The 18,397-nt window shown below is 40.1% G+C and carries 17 protein-coding genes, 1 tRNA gene, 2 rRNA genes, 1 other RNA gene, 1 pseudogene and 1 other annotated feature; of the genes and pseudogenes, 6 read left to right on the top strand and 16 right to left on the bottom strand.

The window, feature by feature from the left end; translation table 11 throughout:
* From C6W18_RS19785 to tadA, 8 genes are all read right to left on the bottom strand, one after another.
* Positions 1 to 109, bottom strand: a 16S ribosomal RNA gene (locus C6W18_RS19785); the annotation flags it as partial.
* A gap of 273 nt (positions 110 to 382) precedes the next feature.
* A complete protein-coding gene (locus C6W18_RS19780) occupies positions 383 to 646 on the bottom strand; it encodes a pro-sigmaK processing inhibitor BofA family protein (RefSeq protein ID WP_008342006.1) in 264 nt (87 codons plus the stop codon).
* Positions 647 to 712: 66 nt separating this feature from the next.
* Complete coding sequence (locus C6W18_RS19775) at positions 713 to 937, bottom strand: YaaL family protein (protein WP_034325068.1); 225 nt, start codon at positions 935 to 937, stop codon at positions 713 to 715.
* Between the two features lie 18 nt (positions 938 to 955).
* The gene (recR, locus tag C6W18_RS19770; RefSeq protein WP_003218094.1) at positions 956 to 1,552 is read right to left on the bottom strand and encodes a recombination protein RecR; all 597 of its coding nucleotides are present in this window, start codon (positions 1,550 to 1,552) and stop codon (positions 956 to 958) included.
* 15 nt (positions 1,553 to 1,567) lie between these two features.
* Positions 1,568 to 1,891 (bottom strand): YbaB/EbfC family nucleoid-associated protein, encoded by a 324-nt coding sequence (locus tag C6W18_RS19765; RefSeq protein ID WP_008342011.1) that lies wholly within the window; start codon positions 1,889 to 1,891, stop codon positions 1,568 to 1,570.
* A 25-nt stretch (positions 1,892 to 1,916) separates the two neighbouring features.
* Positions 1,917 to 3,629 (bottom strand): DNA polymerase III subunit gamma/tau, encoded by a 1,713-nt coding sequence (gene dnaX / locus C6W18_RS19760; protein ID WP_105928631.1) that lies wholly within the window; start codon positions 3,627 to 3,629, stop codon positions 1,917 to 1,919.
* A 331-nt stretch (positions 3,630 to 3,960) separates the two neighbouring features.
* Positions 3,961 to 4,225, bottom strand: an RNA gene (gene ffs / locus C6W18_RS19755) — signal recognition particle sRNA large type.
* Positions 4,226 to 4,301: 76 nt separating this feature from the next.
* Entirely contained in the window at positions 4,302 to 4,778 is a 477-nt protein-coding gene (gene tadA, locus C6W18_RS19750) for a tRNA adenosine(34) deaminase TadA (RefSeq protein ID WP_105928630.1), read from the bottom strand.
* A 79-nt stretch (positions 4,779 to 4,857) separates the two neighbouring features.
* On the opposite strand from tadA, the gene C6W18_RS19745 reads away from it, so the two are divergent.
* The 4 genes from C6W18_RS19745 (at position 4,858) to C6W18_RS19730 (ending at position 8,118) form a co-directional block, all read left to right on the top strand.
* On the top strand, positions 4,858 to 5,412 hold the full coding sequence (locus tag C6W18_RS19745; protein WP_034325072.1) for a cysteine hydrolase family protein: 555 nt from the start codon (positions 4,858 to 4,860) through the stop codon (positions 5,410 to 5,412).
* Positions 5,413 to 5,511: 99 nt separating this feature from the next.
* Positions 5,512 to 6,759, top strand: a complete 1,248-nt coding sequence (locus C6W18_RS19740; RefSeq protein ID WP_411266081.1) for a glycoside hydrolase family 18 protein — start codon at positions 5,512 to 5,514, stop codon at positions 6,757 to 6,759.
* A gap of 79 nt (positions 6,760 to 6,838) precedes the next feature.
* Entirely contained in the window at positions 6,839 to 7,462 is a 624-nt protein-coding gene (locus C6W18_RS19735; RefSeq protein WP_105928628.1) for a deoxynucleoside kinase, read from the top strand.
* Entirely contained in the window at positions 7,459 to 8,118 is a 660-nt protein-coding gene (locus C6W18_RS19730; RefSeq protein WP_034325075.1) for a deoxynucleoside kinase, read from the top strand. Before C6W18_RS19735 ends, C6W18_RS19730 begins: the two co-directional genes overlap by 4 nt.
* An 88-nt stretch (positions 8,119 to 8,206) precedes the next feature.
* Here C6W18_RS19730 and C6W18_RS19725 read toward each other — a convergent pair.
* From C6W18_RS19725 to pdxS, 5 genes and pseudogenes are all read right to left on the bottom strand, one after another.
* Positions 8,207 to 8,299: transfer RNA gene (locus C6W18_RS19725), tRNA-Ser, on the bottom strand.
* A gap of 131 nt (positions 8,300 to 8,430) precedes the next feature.
* Positions 8,431 to 8,766 (bottom strand): annotated as a pseudogene (locus C6W18_RS20660) (methyl-accepting chemotaxis protein); the annotation flags it as partial.
* 596 nt (positions 8,767 to 9,362) lie between these two features.
* Positions 9,363 to 10,637 carry a serine--tRNA ligase gene (gene serS, locus C6W18_RS19715; protein WP_105928627.1) on the bottom strand — a complete coding sequence of 425 codons (1,275 nt, stop codon included), beginning with the start codon at positions 10,635 to 10,637 and terminating at the stop codon, positions 9,363 to 9,365.
* Between the two features lie 49 nt (positions 10,638 to 10,686).
* Positions 10,687 to 10,903: a binding site (T-box leader), on the bottom strand.
* 54 nt (positions 10,904 to 10,957) lie between these two features.
* Positions 10,958 to 11,548, bottom strand: a complete 591-nt coding sequence (pdxT, locus tag C6W18_RS19710; RefSeq protein WP_105928626.1) for a pyridoxal 5'-phosphate synthase glutaminase subunit PdxT — start codon at positions 11,546 to 11,548, stop codon at positions 10,958 to 10,960.
* A gap of 20 nt (positions 11,549 to 11,568) precedes the next feature.
* A complete protein-coding gene (gene pdxS, locus C6W18_RS19705; protein ID WP_034325080.1) occupies positions 11,569 to 12,453 on the bottom strand; it encodes a pyridoxal 5'-phosphate synthase lyase subunit PdxS in 885 nt (294 codons plus the stop codon).
* Between the two features lie 246 nt (positions 12,454 to 12,699).
* On the opposite strand from pdxS, the gene pdxR reads away from it, so the two are divergent.
* Positions 12,700 to 14,178, top strand: a complete 1,479-nt coding sequence (pdxR, locus tag C6W18_RS19700; protein ID WP_034325082.1) for a MocR-like pyridoxine biosynthesis transcription factor PdxR — start codon at positions 12,700 to 12,702, stop codon at positions 14,176 to 14,178.
* 41 nt (positions 14,179 to 14,219) lie between these two features.
* Here pdxR and C6W18_RS19695 read toward each other — a convergent pair whose 3' ends face one another.
* Both C6W18_RS19695 and guaB read right to left on the bottom strand, forming a co-directional pair.
* On the bottom strand, positions 14,220 to 15,545 hold the full coding sequence (locus C6W18_RS19695; RefSeq protein ID WP_105928625.1) for a D-alanyl-D-alanine carboxypeptidase family protein: 1,326 nt from the start codon (positions 15,543 to 15,545) through the stop codon (positions 14,220 to 14,222).
* Between the two features lie 160 nt (positions 15,546 to 15,705).
* The gene (gene guaB / locus C6W18_RS19690) at positions 15,706 to 17,172 is read right to left on the bottom strand and encodes an IMP dehydrogenase (RefSeq protein ID WP_034325084.1); all 1,467 of its coding nucleotides are present in this window, start codon (positions 17,170 to 17,172) and stop codon (positions 15,706 to 15,708) included.
* 121 nt (positions 17,173 to 17,293) lie between these two features.
* On the opposite strand from guaB, the gene C6W18_RS19685 reads away from it, so the two are divergent.
* Positions 17,294 to 18,262, top strand: a complete 969-nt coding sequence (locus C6W18_RS19685; RefSeq protein WP_105928624.1) for a YaaC family protein — start codon at positions 17,294 to 17,296, stop codon at positions 18,260 to 18,262.
* Between the two features lie 12 nt (positions 18,263 to 18,274).
* Here the strand turns inward: C6W18_RS19685 and rrf are convergent.
* Positions 18,275 to 18,390, bottom strand: a 5S ribosomal RNA gene (gene rrf, locus C6W18_RS19680).
* Positions 18,391 to 18,397 lie beyond the last annotated feature (7 nt).

The following is an 18,397-nucleotide window of genomic DNA, read 5'->3' as shown; positions in this document are numbered from 1 at the left end:
CCCGTCCGCCGCTAACATCCGGGAGCAAGCTCCCTTCTGTCCGCTCGACTTGCATGTATTAGGCACGCCGCCAGCGTTCGTCCTGAGCCAGGATCAAACTCTCCGAAAAAGAACAAAACCGAAGTTTTGTTTTTCGCCAGTTTGACTGACTACCTATGATGTTTCATAGGATTTTTTTATAAAAATTCGAATTAACAGGTACGTTTTGTCTTGTTTAGTTTTCAAAGAACTTGTTTACCGCTTCAGAAGCGACTAGAATATCTTATCACAACCAAGTTGTTAGTGTCAACAACTTTTTTAATGTTATGTTTTTCGTTTCTTCGTCATCAGCGACGTATATTAATTTACCACCATACAGAATTAAAGTCAACAATATTTTTCATTAAATAATAAATTTTTCTATTACTACTAAAGCCGCTACGCCTGGAATGCCCAATAAACCACTAATTCCACTCGTTACAGGGTTAATGGAGACATGAAGTCCTAAACTCTCACCGAATAAATTCAGGCAAAATAAAAAAAGAGCGCCTGCCACAAACTTAACTCCGATAAGTCCTAACCATTTGAATGGATTCGCTTGAACACCTGACATAAACAATAATAATACAGCAAGCAAAATTGAACCGATCACAATAACAGGTTCCATAATCCTCTCATCTCCTCTTCATATGAATAGTACAAGCATATGAGAGGACTATGTAAAATAGACCTGCTACCTCCATTTGTTTAAACGTAAATTCCTCTTTTTCGCTTCTCTTAGATAGAAAAAGTACTTCGCTTGAGCAAGCTTTAATTCGAATAGAATGTCCGGTGAAGGCTCAACGCTATTTGCGACAAGCTTTTTTTGTCTGTTCCATTCTTCCTTTTGCTTAAAAAGCTGTTGAATTAGTTTCTCATCGAATTCTTTTCGAATTGATTTTCTGCGAAGAAAACCCATGTACCGTACTTCTCCTTCCTACATCTCACGTCTGCCTTCTAGAGCCTTAGAAAGTGTGACTTCATCTGCATACTCTAAATCTCCACCTACTGGGAGTCCGTGAGCAATACGAGAGAGTTTAATTCCTGACGGTTTCAACAATCTGGAGATGTACATGGCTGTAGCTTCTCCTTCAATGTTTGGATTGGTTGCAAGAATCACCTCTGTCACTTGATCGTCTTGCAATCTTTTTAATAAGTCAGGAATTTTAATATCCTCCGGTCCAATTCCGTCCATTGGCGAAATGGCACCATGAAGCACATGATATAAGCCGTTATATTCTTTCATCTTTTCCATTGCAATCACATCTTTTGGATCTTGTACTACACAGATAACAGATTGATCCCTTCTTGTATCTTCACAAATATAGCAGGGATCCTGATCAGTGATATGGCCGCAAACCGAACAATAAGTTAAATTACGCTTTGCATTTACAAGCGCCTTCGCAAAGTCTAGTACGACATCTTCCTGCATACTAAGAACAAAAAAAGCCAGACGGACCGCAGTTTTTGGTCCGATTCCTGGCAATTTCATAAAGCTATCAATCAGCTTTGATATTGGTTCAGGATATTGCATCTTCAGTTATTCCCCCTAGAATAAACCTGGCATGTTCATTCCTTTTGTGAATTGACCCATTGTTTCATTTGTTAGCTCATCGACTTTTTTCAATGCATCATTTGTCGCTGCAAGCACAAGGTCTTGAAGCATATCGATGTCTTCAGGATCAACAACTTCTTCATTAATTGCTACATCAACGACCTCTTTTTGTCCATTTACTTTTACAGTGACCATACCGCCACCTGCTGTACCTTCAAGGACTTTTTCCGCAAGCTCTTCTTGAGCCTTAGCCATATCCTTTTGCATTTTTTGCATTTGTTTCATCATTTTTTGCATGTTTCCCATTCCACCGCGCATATGAACACCACTCTCTTTCTTTTAATTAATCTTTAATTTCAATCAAATCATTTCCTACTAACTTCTTTGCTTCCGCAATCAATGGATCCTCTTCAGCAGAAGTTGCCTGACCATCTGCCTGTTCATCCGGCTGATGATCCTTTAAAAATTCTTCTCTTATTTTACCCCATTGAGCGTCAGGAACGCCAACTAATTCCACTCTTTTTCCTAGCATAGACTCTAGCAGGTGCTCCAGGTTGGTTCGAACACCACTTTTATCTTCAGCCACCATCTTACAATGTATTTCAAACTTGAATTTTAAAACAAAGGCGTGAGATGCAGCTGCAACTGGTTCACTATCCGTTAATAGCGCAGCGTGAGACACCTTATTTTGCTGTTTCAACTGGGCAAGAAGCTCTCCCCATTTGCCTTTTAATTTTTCTAGCTCTGGCCGCTTCGCTTCTTTTAGGATCTCGTGAATTCGGCCAACAGGTGCACGATAGCCATTTTTGTTACTCGTTTGTGGTCGAGGTGCTTCCTTTTTTTCTTGAGGACTATGAGACTGAGACATCGGTACACCCTCAGCTCTTAGTCTTGATAGCTCCTGTTCCAGCCTGTCTATTTTATCCGTTAACGCCGTTAAATCAGAGTTAGCATGAGATTGTGTCATTCCGGCCGTTGACTGACAAAGCTTAACAACGGCTACTTCAAAGAAAATTCTTGGATGATTCGTCCATTTCATTTCTTGATGGCTTTTATTAAGCACTTCAATCGTCTCATACAGAAACTGAGGCGTCACACGATCAGAGAGCGTCATGAACTTTTCATCGACTTTTACCTTTTCAAGTACTCCTTCAAGGTCTGGTGCTGTTTTATAAAGCAACATATCTCTAAAGTAAAAGATCATGTCCTCTATTAATTTAGCAGCATCTTTCCCCTGCTGGAGCAATTCATTTAATGTATCTAACGCTACAGCAATATTTTGATCAAAAATAGCTTCGGCAAGCTGACTAATGAAATGCTGAGATACAGCACCTGTAATGAGCAGCGCATCATCAATTGTCAGTTGTTCACCACTAAATGAGATTGCTTGATCCAACAGGCTTAGCGCATCACGCATACCGCCATCTGCTGCACTAGCAATAATCTCAAGCGAGCCCTCTTGTACATTTAGGCTTTCTGCATCTACAATTTTCTCCATTCTTCCAACAATATCTTTTGTCGTGATCCGTTTAAAATCAAATCGCTGACACCGGGATATGATGGTAAGAGGAATCTTATGAGGCTCTGTGGTAGCCAAAATAAAGATACAATGAGCAGGCGGTTCCTCTAGCGTTTTAAGGAGTGCATTAAATGCCCCGATAGAGAGCATATGTACTTCATCTATAATATAAACCTTATATGTAACCGCCGAAGGAGCAAATTTAACTTTATCACGTATATCTCGGATTTCATCTACCCCGTTATTCGAGGCAGCATCTATTTCAATCACGTCTGAAATCGAACCGTTTGTAATCCCCTTACAGGCATCACATTCATTACACGGTTCACTAACAGGTGACTTTTCACAGTTCACTGCCTTTGCAAAAATCTTGGCAGCACTTGTTTTACCTGTTCCTCTAGGACCTGAAAATAAGTAAGCATGAGAAAACTTTTTCTGCAAAAGGGCATTTTGCAACGTTTTTGTGATGTGTTCTTGTCCAACAACATCCTCAAAAACTTGAGGCCTGAACACTCGGTATAAAGCTTGATAACTCACAAATACGCCCTCCTCCATTTATCATCATTCTCATTATACATGATGCAACGATCAATTCAAAAGCACACCTTTATTTTCTAATAAGTGAAAATGGCGTTTTCATATGAAGATTTTTTACTTTTCATGAATTAAAAACAAATTTTCTAGCTTTACAAAATGATCTGTCAGTCCAAATAGAACATTAGTTCTTATTATAGCTAGTTTTTAAAAATAAATTACCTCAAAAAGACTTTTTCACTATTTGTATCAACCTAACAACTGAGCTATTCTTTAAACAGCAACAAAAAACTCACCTAGATAAACTAGATGAGTTAGATTTAATATTGATTTACCGTGCACCTTCTGTCGATTCGCTACCCCAAGCGTTACTTAAACAGTTAGCTCGGCCCAGGCAACCCTGCGGCACATGAGAGGTTTCACTTAATGCTGCTTCCTTCCGGACCTGACATGGTTCATGAATTCCCATTGCGCAGGACCCAGACGTCAACACCACTTATTTAAGGCAGACCTTGAAGTAAACGAACCTTGAGAAGGGATTCGGCCTCGCTAGAGCGGATTGCGAGTACAGGGCACCGCTACCTCCCCGCTTAGCACGGCAAAATGAATATTAAATTGTTAGTGACGCAGACATAAGTATACCTTCTTATAGCTGAAATTGCAAACGACATCCATTCATTTACTTTTGGCTTGTTTCTTTCGTTGACGTAGATTTCGGAAGAACTGACTTAACAGCTCACCGCACTCATTTTCAAGTACACCACCAATGACTTCAGACTGATGATTGAACCGTTCATCATCCAGTAAATTCATTAAAGTACCCGCACATCCACCTTTTGGATCGTATGCACCAAAAACGACCTTTTTCACTCTAGAAAGGACAATCGCTCCCGCACACATAGAGCATGGTTCAAGCGTCACATAAAGTACAGCATCTTCTAAACGCCAGCTTCCAGTCGTTTTACACGCTTCATCAATAGCAAGTAATTCTGCATGTGCAATTGAACGCTGCTCTGTTTCCCTTAAATTATGAGCTCGGCTCACAATTTGGTCATCAACAACGATAATGGCACCGATTGGTACTTCTCCTATTTGTTCTGCTTTTAAGGCTTCAGAAATAGCTTCTTTCATAAACTGTTCATCTCTCGTCATAGCACGGCTCTCTTTTCATGTTTTTTAAAAGGATATTGAGGTTAACATATTAGCACAATCTTTTAAAGGGGGGCTTACATTGTCAAAGCACCAAAAGGCACTGCTTATTATCGACATGATTAATAATTTTGATTTTGAAATGGGACATGTGCTCGCTGAAAAAACAGAGCAAATGACCAATAAAATTTTAGCCCTTAAACAACACGCTTTCAAGGAAAATTGGCCAATCATCTATATCAACGACCACTACGGACTCTGGAAGGCTGACATTCAAGCTGTCATACAAACATGCAAAAACGAAAGAAGCGCCCCTATTTTAGAGCAAATGACACCATCATACGATGATTACTTCTTAATTAAACCTAAGCACTCTGCCTTCTATGGAACAGCACTAGAGACACTTCTAAATGAACTAGGTGTTCAAGATCTTATTTTAACTGGAATTGCAGGAAACATCTGCGTTCTTTTCACTGCAAATGACGCATACATGCGAGAGTACAATTTGATTATACCTAAAGATTGTATAGCTTCTAACGACGATAGAGATAACGAGTACGCATTAACAATGATGGAGAATGTTCTTTTTGCAAAAATCACAACTGCTAAGGAGATCACCAGTGAAAATCAAACATGATTTATCCATAGCCCTCATAAATTGTTAGCAATAACAAAGGGGGCGTTGACTATTCAAATTTATGTTGTCAAAAGAGGAGATACTTTAAGTGAAATTGCCATGCGCTTTAAAACAACAGTCAATGAAATCATCCGCACCAACGACATCGAAACACCAAATCAACTCGTCGTCGGACAAACAATTGTCATTCCAATTAGAGGTCAATTTTATGAGGTCAAACAAAATGACACACTTTATCAAATTGGGAGACGATTTCAAATTTCAGTGGAAGAATTGGCACGTGTGAATCGGATTCGGCCTGAAGCAATACTTCCTATTCGCTTCTTGCTCTATATTCCACAAAGACCGAAAAGAAACATTAATTCTAATGCTTATATTGAACCACGCGGAAATCAAGTTAGCGAGAATTTAAAGCAAGCAGCTAGAGAGGCCTCTCCATACTTAACCCATCTAGGCGCCTTTAGTTTTCAAGCGCAAAGAGACGGAACACTTCGAGAACCGCCGTTAGATCAACTACCTCAGATTGCCGCTCAAAGCAGAACTGTATTATCCATGGTGGTCACAAATCTAGAGAATGAAAAATTTAGTGATGAACTTGGACGAATCCTTTTAACAAATCAATCTGTCAAAACGACATTTTTAAATGAAATCGTCCGCGTTGCTCAAAAGTATCAATTAAAAGAAATTCATTTTGATTTTGAATATTTACGCCCTGCTGATAAAGATGCCTACCTTCAATTTTTAAGAGAGGCAACTACTCGTTTCCATCAACAAGGATGGACCATTTCCGTTGCGCTTGCCCCTAAAACAAGTAGTGAACAAAAAGGAAAATGGTATGAAGCTCATGACTATGAAGCGATCGGTAAGATCGTCGATCATGTTGTGTTGATGACCTACGAATGGGGATATAGCGGCGGGCCTGCACAAGCCGTCTCTCCGATTGGACCTGTCCGCCAAGTCATTGAATATGCACTGACTGTTATGCCGGCCAATAAAATTGTGATGGGTCAAAATTTATATGGCTATGATTGGACGCTTCCTTATGTTCAGGGTGGACCTATAGCCAAAGCCATCAGTCCTCAACAAGCGATCGCAATTGCTAGAGAGAATAATGTATCCATTCTATACGATGAAACAGCACAGGCTCCCTATTTTCGTTATACAGATGCTAATAACAAAGAGCATGAGGTATGGTTCGAAGACGCAAGATCGATTCAAGCCAAATTTAATCTCATTAAAGAGTTAAACTTGAACGGAATTGCTTACTGGAAACTAGGTCTATCCTTCCCACAAAATTGGCTCTTATTATCAGATCAATTTAATATTGAAAAAAGAACGACATCGTAATTCATTCACTCTATCTCAAGGAAGGGGTATGGTACAATATACATTGGTTTGACAACTTTATAGATAGAGGAGAACGCCTATGTATCCTGCCCCTTTTATTGCAGTGGAAGGCCCAATTGGAGCCGGAAAAACAACTTTGGCTACAATGCTTGCGAAGGAATTTCAATTTCCTTTAGTAAAAGAGATTGTAGAAGAAAATCCATTCTTAGATAAATTTTATGAAGATATGGAACAATGGAGCTTTCAGCTTGAGATGTTCTTTTTATGCAATCGGTTCAAACAGTTAGAATCTATTGAAGAAAACTATGTGAAAAAACAACAGCCGATTGTTACTGATTATCATGTCTATAAAAATATGATATTTGCAGAAAGAACATTATCAAAAAAACATATGGATAAATACAGAAAGATCTATCACCTGCTCACAGATGATCTTCCTAAACCAAATGCCATGATCTATATAAAAGCCAGCCTTCCCACCTTACTTAATAGAATACAGATGCGAGGACGCTCTTTTGAAGAAGACATCGACCCGTCTTATTTAAAAAACTTAATTGAAGATTATGAGCTGGCCATTGAACATTTAAAACAGACTCATCCAGGGCTTCCTATCATTACAATTGAAGGAGATCATACAGACTTCGTTTCCTCACAGCAAGATTACCAGCAAATTGTACAGAACATAAAGGAGCAAGTGCTATGAACAATTTCGAAATACCAAAGGACGCAGTCATCACAATCGCCGGGACTGTCGGTGTGGGAAAATCAACCATGACTAAAACAATAGCGGACAAGCTAGGGTTTCAAACCTCTCTTGAAAAAGTGGATGACAACCCATACTTAGAGCCTTTCTATTCAGATTTCCAAAGATGGAGCTTTCATTTACAGGTCTATTTCCTGGCTGAGCGTTTTAAGGAGCAAAAGCGAATTTTTGAATCTGGTGGAGGATATGTGCAAGATCGTTCAATCTATGAGGACACTGGCATTTTTGCTAAAATGCATGCAGACAAAGGCACGATGTCTGAGGTAGATTATGAAACGTATACAAGTCTATTTGAGGCAATGGTGATGACACCTTACTTTCCTCACCCTGACGTCCTAATTTACTTACACGGGGATTTAGATCATATTTTACATCGCATTGAAGAGCGCGGCAGAGAGATGGAAACTCAAACAGATCGAGCTTATTGGGAAGAAATGTACACTCGATATACTGAATGGATTGAACAATTTGATCTGTGTCCAGTAATTAAAATTAATATTGAAGATTATGACTTGCTTCATGACGAAAGCTCGCTTGATCCCATTCTTCATGAGATTGCTTCTGTTATTCAAAAAAATCGTTCTAAAACAAAATAAAAAAAAACCGCTGCATTCCGAATGCAGCGGTTTGACAATTTCCAATTTTTATGCTTGCGTTTCAATTCAACTAAGGTAAAAATCAATATGGCGGAGGAAGAGGGATTCGAACCCCCGCGGGCTTTGACACCCCTGTCGGTTTTCAAGACCGATCCCTTCAGCCGGACTTGGGTATTCCTCCGTATCGACAAGAATTAATATATCATATCATTTCATTTGAAGTCAACATCTTTTCGCAAAAAAAATTTAACATGCGGTTTTGTTATAATGATCTACCTATAAAAAAGCAGCCAAATGACGGCTGCTCTTGATCTATTTTGTATCCTGTTTAATTTCCTCAATAAACTGATTCATCTCTTCTTTAAACTCATTTAATGATTCGATAATCTTTGTAAAGTCTGTCACTTGTTTGGCTTGTTCGTTTGTTGAACTGCTGACCTGTGAGATATTTTCAGACAAAGTGCCAATGCTGTCTTGGATTTCTTTTAGGAATATATTAATGGTTTCAGCCGCTTCCTTCGAACCATCTGATAATTTACGTACCTCATCTGCAACGACAGCAAACCCTTTTCCATTTTCACCTGCCCTTGCTGCTTCAATTGCAGCATTTAGACCAAGCAGGTTTGTTTGTCTAGCGATCCCGCCTATGGTTTTGACGACTTCTTCAATGTTCGCAGACTTCTCTTCCGCTCTTCCTGCCTGCTCGCTTATTTCTAGGCTTGTAGCCGCTAGCTCTTGTGAATGCGCAGCAATTTGCTCAATTCCACCTTGTAGTTCTTTCGCTACTTTATTAATATGCTCCATATAGCCGCTTAATTTCTTTTCGCGATGATGTGAAAAGGCAACTAAAAAAGAGCCAATCACTTTTCTATCTTCATCAAAAATCGGGTAACCTTTTACAGCAACTTCATAGCCGTATAAAGACTCTGGTAAATGACCGTCGTATTCTTGTCCTTTTAATGTCGTCGCCGCGTTTTGGTCATCTGGGTTCAATGCGTCCCCTACTTTAATGCCAAAATCTATTGTGTTAGACGGGTAATAACAAAGCACCTTTTCTCTATCAGTGATGCCGAAAAGGATACTTTCATCTAGAACTTTTCTGAGTAAATGAGCCATTTCAACATAATAGTCAAGCCTATTCAAGGTTATTCCTTCTTTCCTATATGCTTTTAGTTCTTTTATCGGCTTATTTTAGAAAATCTGTAGAACTTTAGGTAAAAAGAATAAGATGCCATATCGGCATCTTATTTCATCACTTCTTTATTTCCCATATAAGGACGCAGTACTTCAGGAATAATTACTGTGCCGTCCTCTTGTTGGTAGTTTTCTAAAATAGCTGCTACTGTTCTTCCTACTGCTAAACCAGAGCCATTTAAAGTGTGGACGTGTTCTGGCTTCGCTTTAGGTTCTGGGCGGAAACGAATGTTTGCTCGTCTTGCTTGGAATGCTTCAAAGTTACTGCAAGAAGAAATTTCACGATACGTATTTTGGCTCGGAATCCAAACTTCGATATCGTATTTCTTCGCAGCTGTGAAACCTAAATCTCCCGTACACATGCTCATGACACGATATGGCAGGTTCAATAGCTGAAGAACTTTTTCTGCTTGATTTGTTAGTTTCTCTAATTCTTCATAAGAATCTTCTGGTCTGACAAATTTCACAAGCTCTACCTTGTTGAATTGATGCTGACGGATGAGTCCGCGTGTATCTCTGCCAGCAGATCCAGCTTCTGATCTAAAGCAAGCACTGAATGCTGCATAATTGATTGGCAGCTGTTCACCTTCAAGGATTTCGTCACGGTGCATGTTGGTGATTGGCACTTCAGCCGTTGGAATGAGGAAGTAATCTTCTTCTCGAATTTTAAAGGCATCCTCTTCGAACTTTGGAAGCTGACCAGTTCCTGTCATGCTTGCTCTGTTGACCATATAAGGTGGAATCACTTCAGTAAAACCAAACTCATCCACATGTAAATCGAGCATGAAGTTATACAGTGCGCGCTCTAAGCGTGCGCCAAGCCCTTTATAAAAAACGAAACGGCTTCCTGTCACTTTTCCTGCACGTTCAAAATCTAGAATATCTAACTCATCCGCTACGTCCCAATGCGGTTTTGGCTCAAATGAAAAGGCTGGCTGTTCGCCCCATTTTCTCACTTCGATGTTGTCATCTTCTGTTTCACCAACCGGTACAGAGTCATGAGGGATATTTGGAATTGAGAACAAGATGCTTTGCAGGCTTTCTTCTACTGTTCTCAACTCATCATCCAGCTTCTTAATCTCATCTCCGACCTCACGCATTTCTTGAATAATGTGATCGGCGTCTTTCTTTTCTCTTTTTAGAACGGCTACTTGCTGTGATACTTCATTTCTTCGGCTCTTTAATTCTTCGGTTTTACCGATTAATTCTCTTCTTTTTTGATCTAGTTCACAAAACTTATCAAAATCAGCTAAATCTTCACCTCGGTGTGCTAACTTTTCTTTGATTTGATCAAAGTCCGTGCGCAGTTGTTTAATATCCAGCATATGTTACACTCCTTTTTTTATCGAAAAATAAAAAGAGCCCTCATCCCATGAAAGGGACGAGAGCTCTCGCGTTGCCACCCTGATTGAAAACATAAAAAATCATGCTTTCCTCTTTCCTCTGTAACGGCATCACCGTAAATGCTTACTTCTCGTGTTTCAGCATTTCGCTCAAGGATGGATTCAGAATGCATCTTTCACCGATTCTCACCAACCATCGGCTCTCTGAGAAAGAGGGGCTTCTTACTATTTCCCGTCAACGCTTTTTCGATCATTTGATTGTGATTTTAATGTACTATAAGTTTTATCTCTTTTCAACCGTTTTATACAGCGAGCTTCGTTTTGTAGGACTTCACCATCTCAACAAACAGCTGTGTTAACCGGTGGTCGTCTGTCAACTCCGGATGAAAAGAACAACCTAAGATATTGTTTTCTTTTGCCATCACAATCCTGCCATCATATTTAGCCAAGACCTCTACGCTATCATCAGCGCTGATGATATGAGGCGCACGGATGAACACCCCTGTAAACGGCGCATCCAGTCCTTTCACTTCTACATCAGCTTCAAAGCTGTCTACCTGTCTGCCAAAAGAATTACGTGCAACAGATACATTTAACAGCCCAAGATGAGCATCTTCTCGATCTTCTATATGCTTTGCCAGCATAATCAAACCGGCACATGTCCCGAAAATTGGTTTCCCTTGAGCAGCAAACGCTTTGATCGGGTCAATAAATTGGTACGTATCCATGAGTCTTCTCATCGTCGTACTTTCTCCACCAGGAATAATCAGACCGTCAACAGCTTCTAATTCTTCTACTCGTTTGATGATCTTTCCTTCTGCGCCACAAGCTTCAATCGATTGAATATGCTCTCTCACTGCTCCTTGAAGCCCTAGTACACCAATTGTTAGCATGTTCGTTTGCGCTCCCTTACTTACCAGCCACGCTCTTGCATACGCTCTTCTGGCAGTAAATTTGAAATTTCAATTCCCTTCATGGCTGTTCCAAGCTCTTTAGAAAGCTCTGCAATGAGACGGTAATCTGTGAAATGAGTTGTTGCTTCTACAATGGCTTTTGCAAATTTAGCAGGATTTTCTGATTTGAAAATACCAGATCCGACAAATACGCCGTCTGCTCCAAGCTGCATCATTAACGCAGCATCTGCTGGTGTCGCAACGCCTCCAGCTGCAAAGTTAACAACCGGCAGCTTGCCGTCTTTTTTAATTTGAAGCAATAATTCATAAGGTGCTCCTAAATTTTTCGCTTCTGTCATGATTTCGTCTTCACTCATCGCTGCTACTTTTCGAATCTGAGCATTAACTTTTCTCATATGACGGACGGCTTCTACAATGTTGCCTGTCCCAGGTTCACCTTTTGTCCGCAACATGGATGCCCCTTCTGCAATACGGCGGGTTGCCTCACCTAGGTCACGACATCCACATACAAAAGGTACTGTGTATTCATTTTTATTTAAATGGAATTCCTCATCTGCGGGCGTTAGCACTTCACTCTCATCGATATAATCAACACCAAGCGCTTCAAGAACACGAGCCTCCACAATGTGGCCGATACGCGCTTTTGCCATGACTGGAATCGTTACTGCATTTTGTACTTCTTCCACGATTCTTGGGTCTGCCATTCGGGCAACACCGCCTGCCGCGCGGATATCAGCTGGTACGCGTTCTAGTGCCATAACTGCCACCGCACCTGCTTCTTCTGCGATTTTTGCCTGCTCAGCATTGACGACATCCATAATGACGCCACCCTTTTGCATTTCTGCCATTCCACGTTTTACTCGTTCAGTTCCCTTATTGCTCACAATTGTTTCCTCCCATTTGTCTATTCGATTGATTCAACATCTCTATCATACAAGCGAGACAGTATAACAATAAAGAGAATAGTATAACAATTCAATCAGCTGATGAAAAAGGATAAACCCTTATATACAAAGGATTTCCGGCTAAAAAATTGCCATTTTCCCTTTTAAGTGTGATTTACATGCTATAATGCAACTATAACAATCCGAAACAGTGTATAACAATTTTGCTTTCATTGGAGGATTCTCATGCATATTGATATCCATCGACATTCAGATACATCTCTTTCAAATCAAATTTACTTTTCTATCGTTGATCACATTCAATCGGGTCTGCTTCAGCAGGGGGAAAAGCTGCCAACTGTACGTGATTTAGCGAAGCAGCTCAATGTGAGTCTTGTAACAGCAGCAAAGGCATACACACGGCTTAAGAACGACGGATATTTAACAACTGTGCAAGGTAAAGGAACTTTTGTGGATGAGAAGCATGAGCAAACTGACATTCCGGTTCAATCATCTACCTCTTTCGATTGGCAATTGTCCATTCCAGATTATTTACCAAGGTCTCAATTCGCTCAGTATCATTATGTAGAAGAAGCCATTAACCTTTCTTCCTCTATGATCGACCCAGGACTTTTACCTAACCGGTATTTAGAAAAAGAAATGCAGCATGTATTAGCCAGGCATCCTCAAATTATGTCGAAGTACGGAGAAATACAAGGTGACCTTCAGCTTCGTCAGGTCATTCAGTCTTTTTTAGAAAAATTAGATGTGCCTTCTACTCCTGAAAATATCCTAGTGACAAGTGGTTCTCAGCAAGGTCTTGATCTGGTGGCTCGTACGTTTATCGGGCCGGATGATGTAATCGTCATGGAGGCACCGACCTATCCAGGTGCGATTGATGTCTTTATGGGCAGAGGGGCAAGAATTATTACGGTCCCTGTCGATCATGAAGGAATGAACATGAAGCAACTTCAAAGCATTTGCGATAAATATAAACCAAAGCTCATCTATACGATTCCTACTTTTCACAGTCCGACAGGCGCTAGTATGTCGATGAAACGCAGAAAACAGCTTCTCTCACTGGCACAAAGCATTGATTGTCTCATTGTAGAAGATGATCCCTATCGTGAGCTTTATTTTGAAAAGAAACCGCCAGCACCTATCAAAAGTTTAGACCACGATGGACATGTCATTTATTTACGAGGATTAAGTAAAACACTGGCTCCAGGATGCAGAATTGGAATTATTACAGCGTCAGGCTCTATATTTAACCGTTTGTTAGCGGCAAAAGCCAATAATGATTTAGGCAGCCCTCTTCTCACACAAAAGGCCATATTACCGTTTCTGACATCGAAGAAAATGATTGATCATACGAAGAAGTTAAGAACTGCCTTGAAGGTTAGGCGCGATTTAATGATGGATGTTTTAACGAAGCATGCACCAAAAGATGTCACGTGGCAAATACCACAGGGCGGGCTCAATTTATGGCTCAGCTTTCCTTCCTGGGTCGATACACGTGCACTCCTACATGAGGCGCGTAAGCAGCAAATCACCTTTCTGCCAGGCTCTGTCTGCTATCCTGGGGAGCCGAAACAGAATTATATCCGCCTCAGCTTTTCTTATGTGAATGAAAAGGCACTGACCGAAGGCATGGAAAAGTTATGTGGTATATTTCAGCAGGCTTTGTCCACACCTCAAAATCATAAACAATCACTTTTCTTTTAACGATAAAAAAACTGCTCTCTATGCATGAGAGCAGTTTTTTATTAGAACCAACCTTTTACTGTATCAACGATTCCGCCCCAAATGCCAGCGAAGAATCCACCTACACCGCGCATTGCAAGGATAAACCAGTTTGCTTTTTCATCGCCTGTTTTCGTCACAAGCTCAACACCTGATTGGTCTTTATTCAAATAGCCGTAGTCCTTCTCATCACCAGAATAAGAAGTCGTCAGCATGCCAACCTTCGTTCCTTTTTTAATAGGAGCTTCTAGGTTCTTTTTCTCGATATTTACTTTTGCTTTATAGCTCTTCTCATCGCCATTTTTTACTGGCACAGAGAAAGCTTCTTTTGTTACAACAGGTACTTCTTTATCTTTTCCTTTATCGACTTCGATGTTTTCATGTCCATTGATTTGCTGACCTTTTTTGTACATTTCTTTCATCGTAAAGTTTTTAAAAGCATAGTCGAACAGTTTTTTCGCCACGTCGAAACGTGCAGTATGAATATTTCCTTTTGCATTTAAGATGACTGCAATCACACGCATGTCACCGCGTTTTGCTGTACCTGTGAAGCTAGAACCAGCTGAATCAGTAGACCCCGTTTTTAAACCGTCTACTCCTTCATATTCTTTCACAAGTCCTTTAAGCATGAAGTTCCAGTTTGGCATGTCCATTTCATCGTCTGTGCCTTCTCTGAACTTTGTTTTCGCGATACTTGCTGTTTCAAGAATTTCTGGATGGTCTTTGATGAGATGCTGTGCAAGCAATGCCATATCCTTCGCAGATACTTCACTTTCTTCATCAGGACCCGTACCCTTTGGCTGTTTGCCATGTAAGTCTTTATTTTCTAGTCCAGTTGCATTGACGAATTTGTAGTTTGTTAAACCTAGTTCTTTTGCTTTTGCGTTCATTTTTTCAACGAACTTCGATTCTGATCCAGCGATCACCTCTGCTAGGCCAATCGCTGCTGCATTTGCTGAATAAATAGCCGTTGCTTGATATAGTTCTTTGACTGTATACGAGCCATCTTTTCTCAAAGGAACGTTGGATAAACTGCGGTCCTGAGAAATTTCGTATACATAATCATCTGGCGTATACGTTTGATCCCATTTCACTTTGCCTTCAGAAATAGCCTCTAGCAATAGATACTCTGTCATCATCTTTGCCATACTTGCAATAGGCAGTCTTTGTTCTGCGTTTTTACTATAAAGAATTTTACCTGTAGAAGCTTCAATAAGGATGGCTGCTTTCGCATTCACATTGAATGGATCTTCAGCCGCTTTTGCTTTGGACATTGGTGTAAAAGCTGTAACAATCAATGCCAGTGCAAGGATAGAGACCATAAGCTGTTTCAACATCTTGCTGTTCAATCGTCATACCTCCGTATTCATCTTTTTTCGACGTTTTTCATATATATTTAATCCACAAGGGCTTATTTCAACACAACAGTATAAATTTTATCACAATAAAGACAAAAAAAATAGACAGAGTCATAGACCCTGTCAAATGTAATTTGATTGTCACAATTTATCAAGAAATTGTGTAGTTTGGTGATTCTTTTGTAATTTGTACATCATGTGGATGACTCTCACGAAGACCTGCACCAGTCATGCGAATGAACTGAGCTTCTTCTCTAAGTGCACGTAAGTCTTGTGTTCCACAATAGCCCATACCAGAACGAATGCCGCCAACTAGTTGGTACACTGTATCAACGACTGGTCCTTTGTATGGTGTACGGCCTTCGATACCTTCTGGAACGAATTTTTTATTATCTTCTTGGAAGTAACGATCTTTACTTCCTTTTTCCATTGCAGCAACAGAACCCATACCGCGATAAACTTTGAAGCGTCTACCTTGGAAAATTTCTGTTTCTCCTGGGCTTTCAGATGTACCAGCTAGAAGGCTTCCGAGCATAACTGCATGTCCACCAGATGCTAGTGCTTTCACGATATCACCTGAATATTTAATTCCACCATCTGCAATAATAGATTTACCATGTTTTCTTGCTTCTGTTGCACAGTCATAGATCGCTGTGATTTGTGGTACACCGACACCTGCAACAACACGTGTTGTACAAATGGATCCTGGTCCAATACCGACTTTCACAATATCTGCTCCTGCTTCAAACAATGCTTTCGTTGCTTCAGCTGTTGCAACATTACCAGCAATGATGTTAAGAGAAGGATATGTTTCACGGATTTTTGATACAGTGTTTAGAACACCTTGAGAATGCCCGTGTGCTGTATCAATGACAACGACATCGACATTGGCTTCTACTAATTTTTTCACACGAGTCATTGTATCGCCAGTGACACCAACAGCGGCACCAACAATTAAACGGCCATGTGCATCTTTAGAGGAGTTAGGGAATTCAATCACTTTTTCAATATCTTTGATTGTGATGAGACCTTTTAACGTTCCTTCGTCATCTAAAAGAGGTAATTTTTCAATTTTGTATTGCTGTAGGATTTTTTCAGCTTCTTCTAATGTTGTTCCAACAGAAGCTGTAACAAGTTCCTCTTTTGTCATCACGTCGCAAATCTTCATTGAATAATCCGAAATAAAACGAAGGTCACGGTTCGTAATAATACCAACAAGCTTTTGATCTTGTTCGTTGTTTACAATCGGCACACCTGAAATACGGTATTTACCCATTAAATGCTCTGCATCGAATACTTGATGCTCTGGTGTTAAGAAGAATGGATTTGTAATAACGCCACGCTCTGAGCGTTTTACTTTGTCCACTTGTTCTGCTTGCTGTTCAATGGACATGTTCTTATGAATGATACCAAGACCGCCTTGACGTGCCATTGCAATCGCCATTTGTGATTCTGTCACAGTGTCCATTCCTGCACTAATAATTGGAATGTTTAGCTTTAATGTGCTTGTTAAGTCAACTGATAAATCGACATCACGCGGAAGTACCTCAGACTTTGCTGGAACAAGCAAAACATCGTCAAACGTCAAACCTTCTTTTGAAAATTTACTTTCCCACATTAGTAAATCCCCCTCTTTTCGGCAAAATATTATATGTAGATTATCAACTAGGAAACAGCATGTCAAGGAAGCAACAAACAGTTGCAATTTTTAGAAAATATAAAGAGAGTTGAGGAAGAAGATGAAAAGTTCAGGATGGAAGGATTTAAAACGTTTTTACTCACTCGAAACTTCCCAAAAGTTTCTACTTCAACAATATGAGAAACGGAACATTCAGGAGGCAAACCAGCAAGCCTATAAAAACTGTGAGCGATTTATTTACTTTTTAAAACATGGTCATACATTCTATGAACAGGCCGCCATCGCTCCACTAGAACTTAAACCAATTTTATTATTTTATGGGATGGCGCAGTTGCTTAAAGCTTGTCTGCTGACAGTTGATCCTCACTATCCTTCTCAAACCTCTGTCTTAGCTCATGGCGTAACATCAAGAAAAAGAAAAAAACAGCATTACCGTTTTAGCGAAGATGAAGTGAAAATCCAACGAAATGGACTATGTATGCATGTGTTAAAACACCTATTTCATTTAAACGGTCTTGAAGATGAGCGATTTACCATGATCAATCTTCTTTCGAAAATACCTGAAATGAGCCATATTCTTGAGTTTCAAAAACAGCCCTCGGCATTAGTTAAAGTCGAACATGCCAATGGTATGTTGATTCAAGATCATATTCCATTGCTTTATAACATGTCGGCTGAACGATTTATTGAGTACTTTGAGTTTCATACAAGTTGGAAGCTCAAACAGAGAGAAGCCAAAAAGCTGACGTTTAATGTATTTCTTGAAGAAAATCCTGCTTTCGCTACTCATCTTCATTATGATTTAGAAATGGATCAATGGTTTATTCCGTCAACACGAGATGCGTTTCTGGGGATCCCCGAGATCATCAGTCATTACTTGTTAATGTATAACCTTAGTATGATTGCCCGCTATGAGACAGAATGGTGGTACGAGCTGCTGTCTCAATACATTAGTGATGATTACGTCATGATTGAACGATACATGGAGATTGCAGAAGAAAAGTTTCCAGCTTATATCATGATGCTGTTAGGAGAAAAAACAAAAAAGACCAGTTCCTTGTGGAACTGATCCTTTAGAAAAGCTTGGCGGCGTCCTACTCTCACAGGGGGAAACCCCCAACTACCATCGGCGCTGAAGAGCTTAACTTCCGTGTTCGGTATGGGAACGGGTGTGACCTCTTCGCTATCGCCACCAAACCTGATG

Source organism: Bacillus sp. LLTC93 (assembly GCF_002993125.1).
Lineage (GTDB): Bacteria > Bacillota > Bacilli > Bacillales > Bacillaceae > Bacillus > Bacillus zhangzhouensis.
This window is presented reverse-complemented; position numbering and strand designations above follow the sequence as displayed.

Excerpts from the sequence above, each read along its gene's own strand:
- serS (WP_105928627.1), bottom strand. The coding sequence starts at position 10,637 with ATGCTGGATATTAAACAACTGCGCACGGACTTTGATCAAATCAAAGAA.
- C6W18_RS19740 (WP_411266081.1), top strand. The coding sequence starts at position 5,512 with ATGCGCTTTAAAACAACAGTCAATGAAATCATCCGCACCAACGACATC.
- pdxR (WP_034325082.1), top strand. The coding sequence starts at position 12,700 with ATGCATATTGATATCCATCGACATTCAGATACATCTCTTTCAAATCAA.
- C6W18_RS19685 (WP_105928624.1), top strand. The coding sequence starts at position 17,294 with ATGAAAAGTTCAGGATGGAAGGATTTAAAACGTTTTTACTCACTCGAA.
- C6W18_RS19775 (WP_034325068.1), bottom strand. The coding sequence starts at position 937 with ATGGGTTTTCTTCGCAGAAAATCAATTCGAAAAGAATTCGATGAGAAA.
- guaB (WP_034325084.1), bottom strand. The coding sequence starts at position 17,172 with ATGTGGGAAAGTAAATTTTCAAAAGAAGGTTTGACGTTTGACGATGTT.
- recR (WP_003218094.1), bottom strand. The coding sequence starts at position 1,552 with ATGCAATATCCTGAACCAATATCAAAGCTGATTGATAGCTTTATGAAA.
- C6W18_RS19735 (WP_105928628.1), top strand. The coding sequence starts at position 6,839 with ATGTATCCTGCCCCTTTTATTGCAGTGGAAGGCCCAATTGGAGCCGGA.
- C6W18_RS19765 (WP_008342011.1), bottom strand. The coding sequence starts at position 1,891 with ATGCGCGGTGGAATGGGAAACATGCAAAAAATGATGAAACAAATGCAA.
- C6W18_RS19780 (WP_008342006.1), bottom strand. The coding sequence starts at position 646 with ATGGAACCTGTTATTGTGATCGGTTCAATTTTGCTTGCTGTATTATTA.
- C6W18_RS19730 (WP_034325075.1), top strand. The coding sequence starts at position 7,459 with ATGAACAATTTCGAAATACCAAAGGACGCAGTCATCACAATCGCCGGG.
- tadA (WP_105928630.1), bottom strand. The coding sequence starts at position 4,778 with ATGACGAGAGATGAACAGTTTATGAAAGAAGCTATTTCTGAAGCCTTA.
- pdxT (WP_105928626.1), bottom strand. The coding sequence starts at position 11,548 with ATGCTAACAATTGGTGTACTAGGGCTTCAAGGAGCAGTGAGAGAGCAT.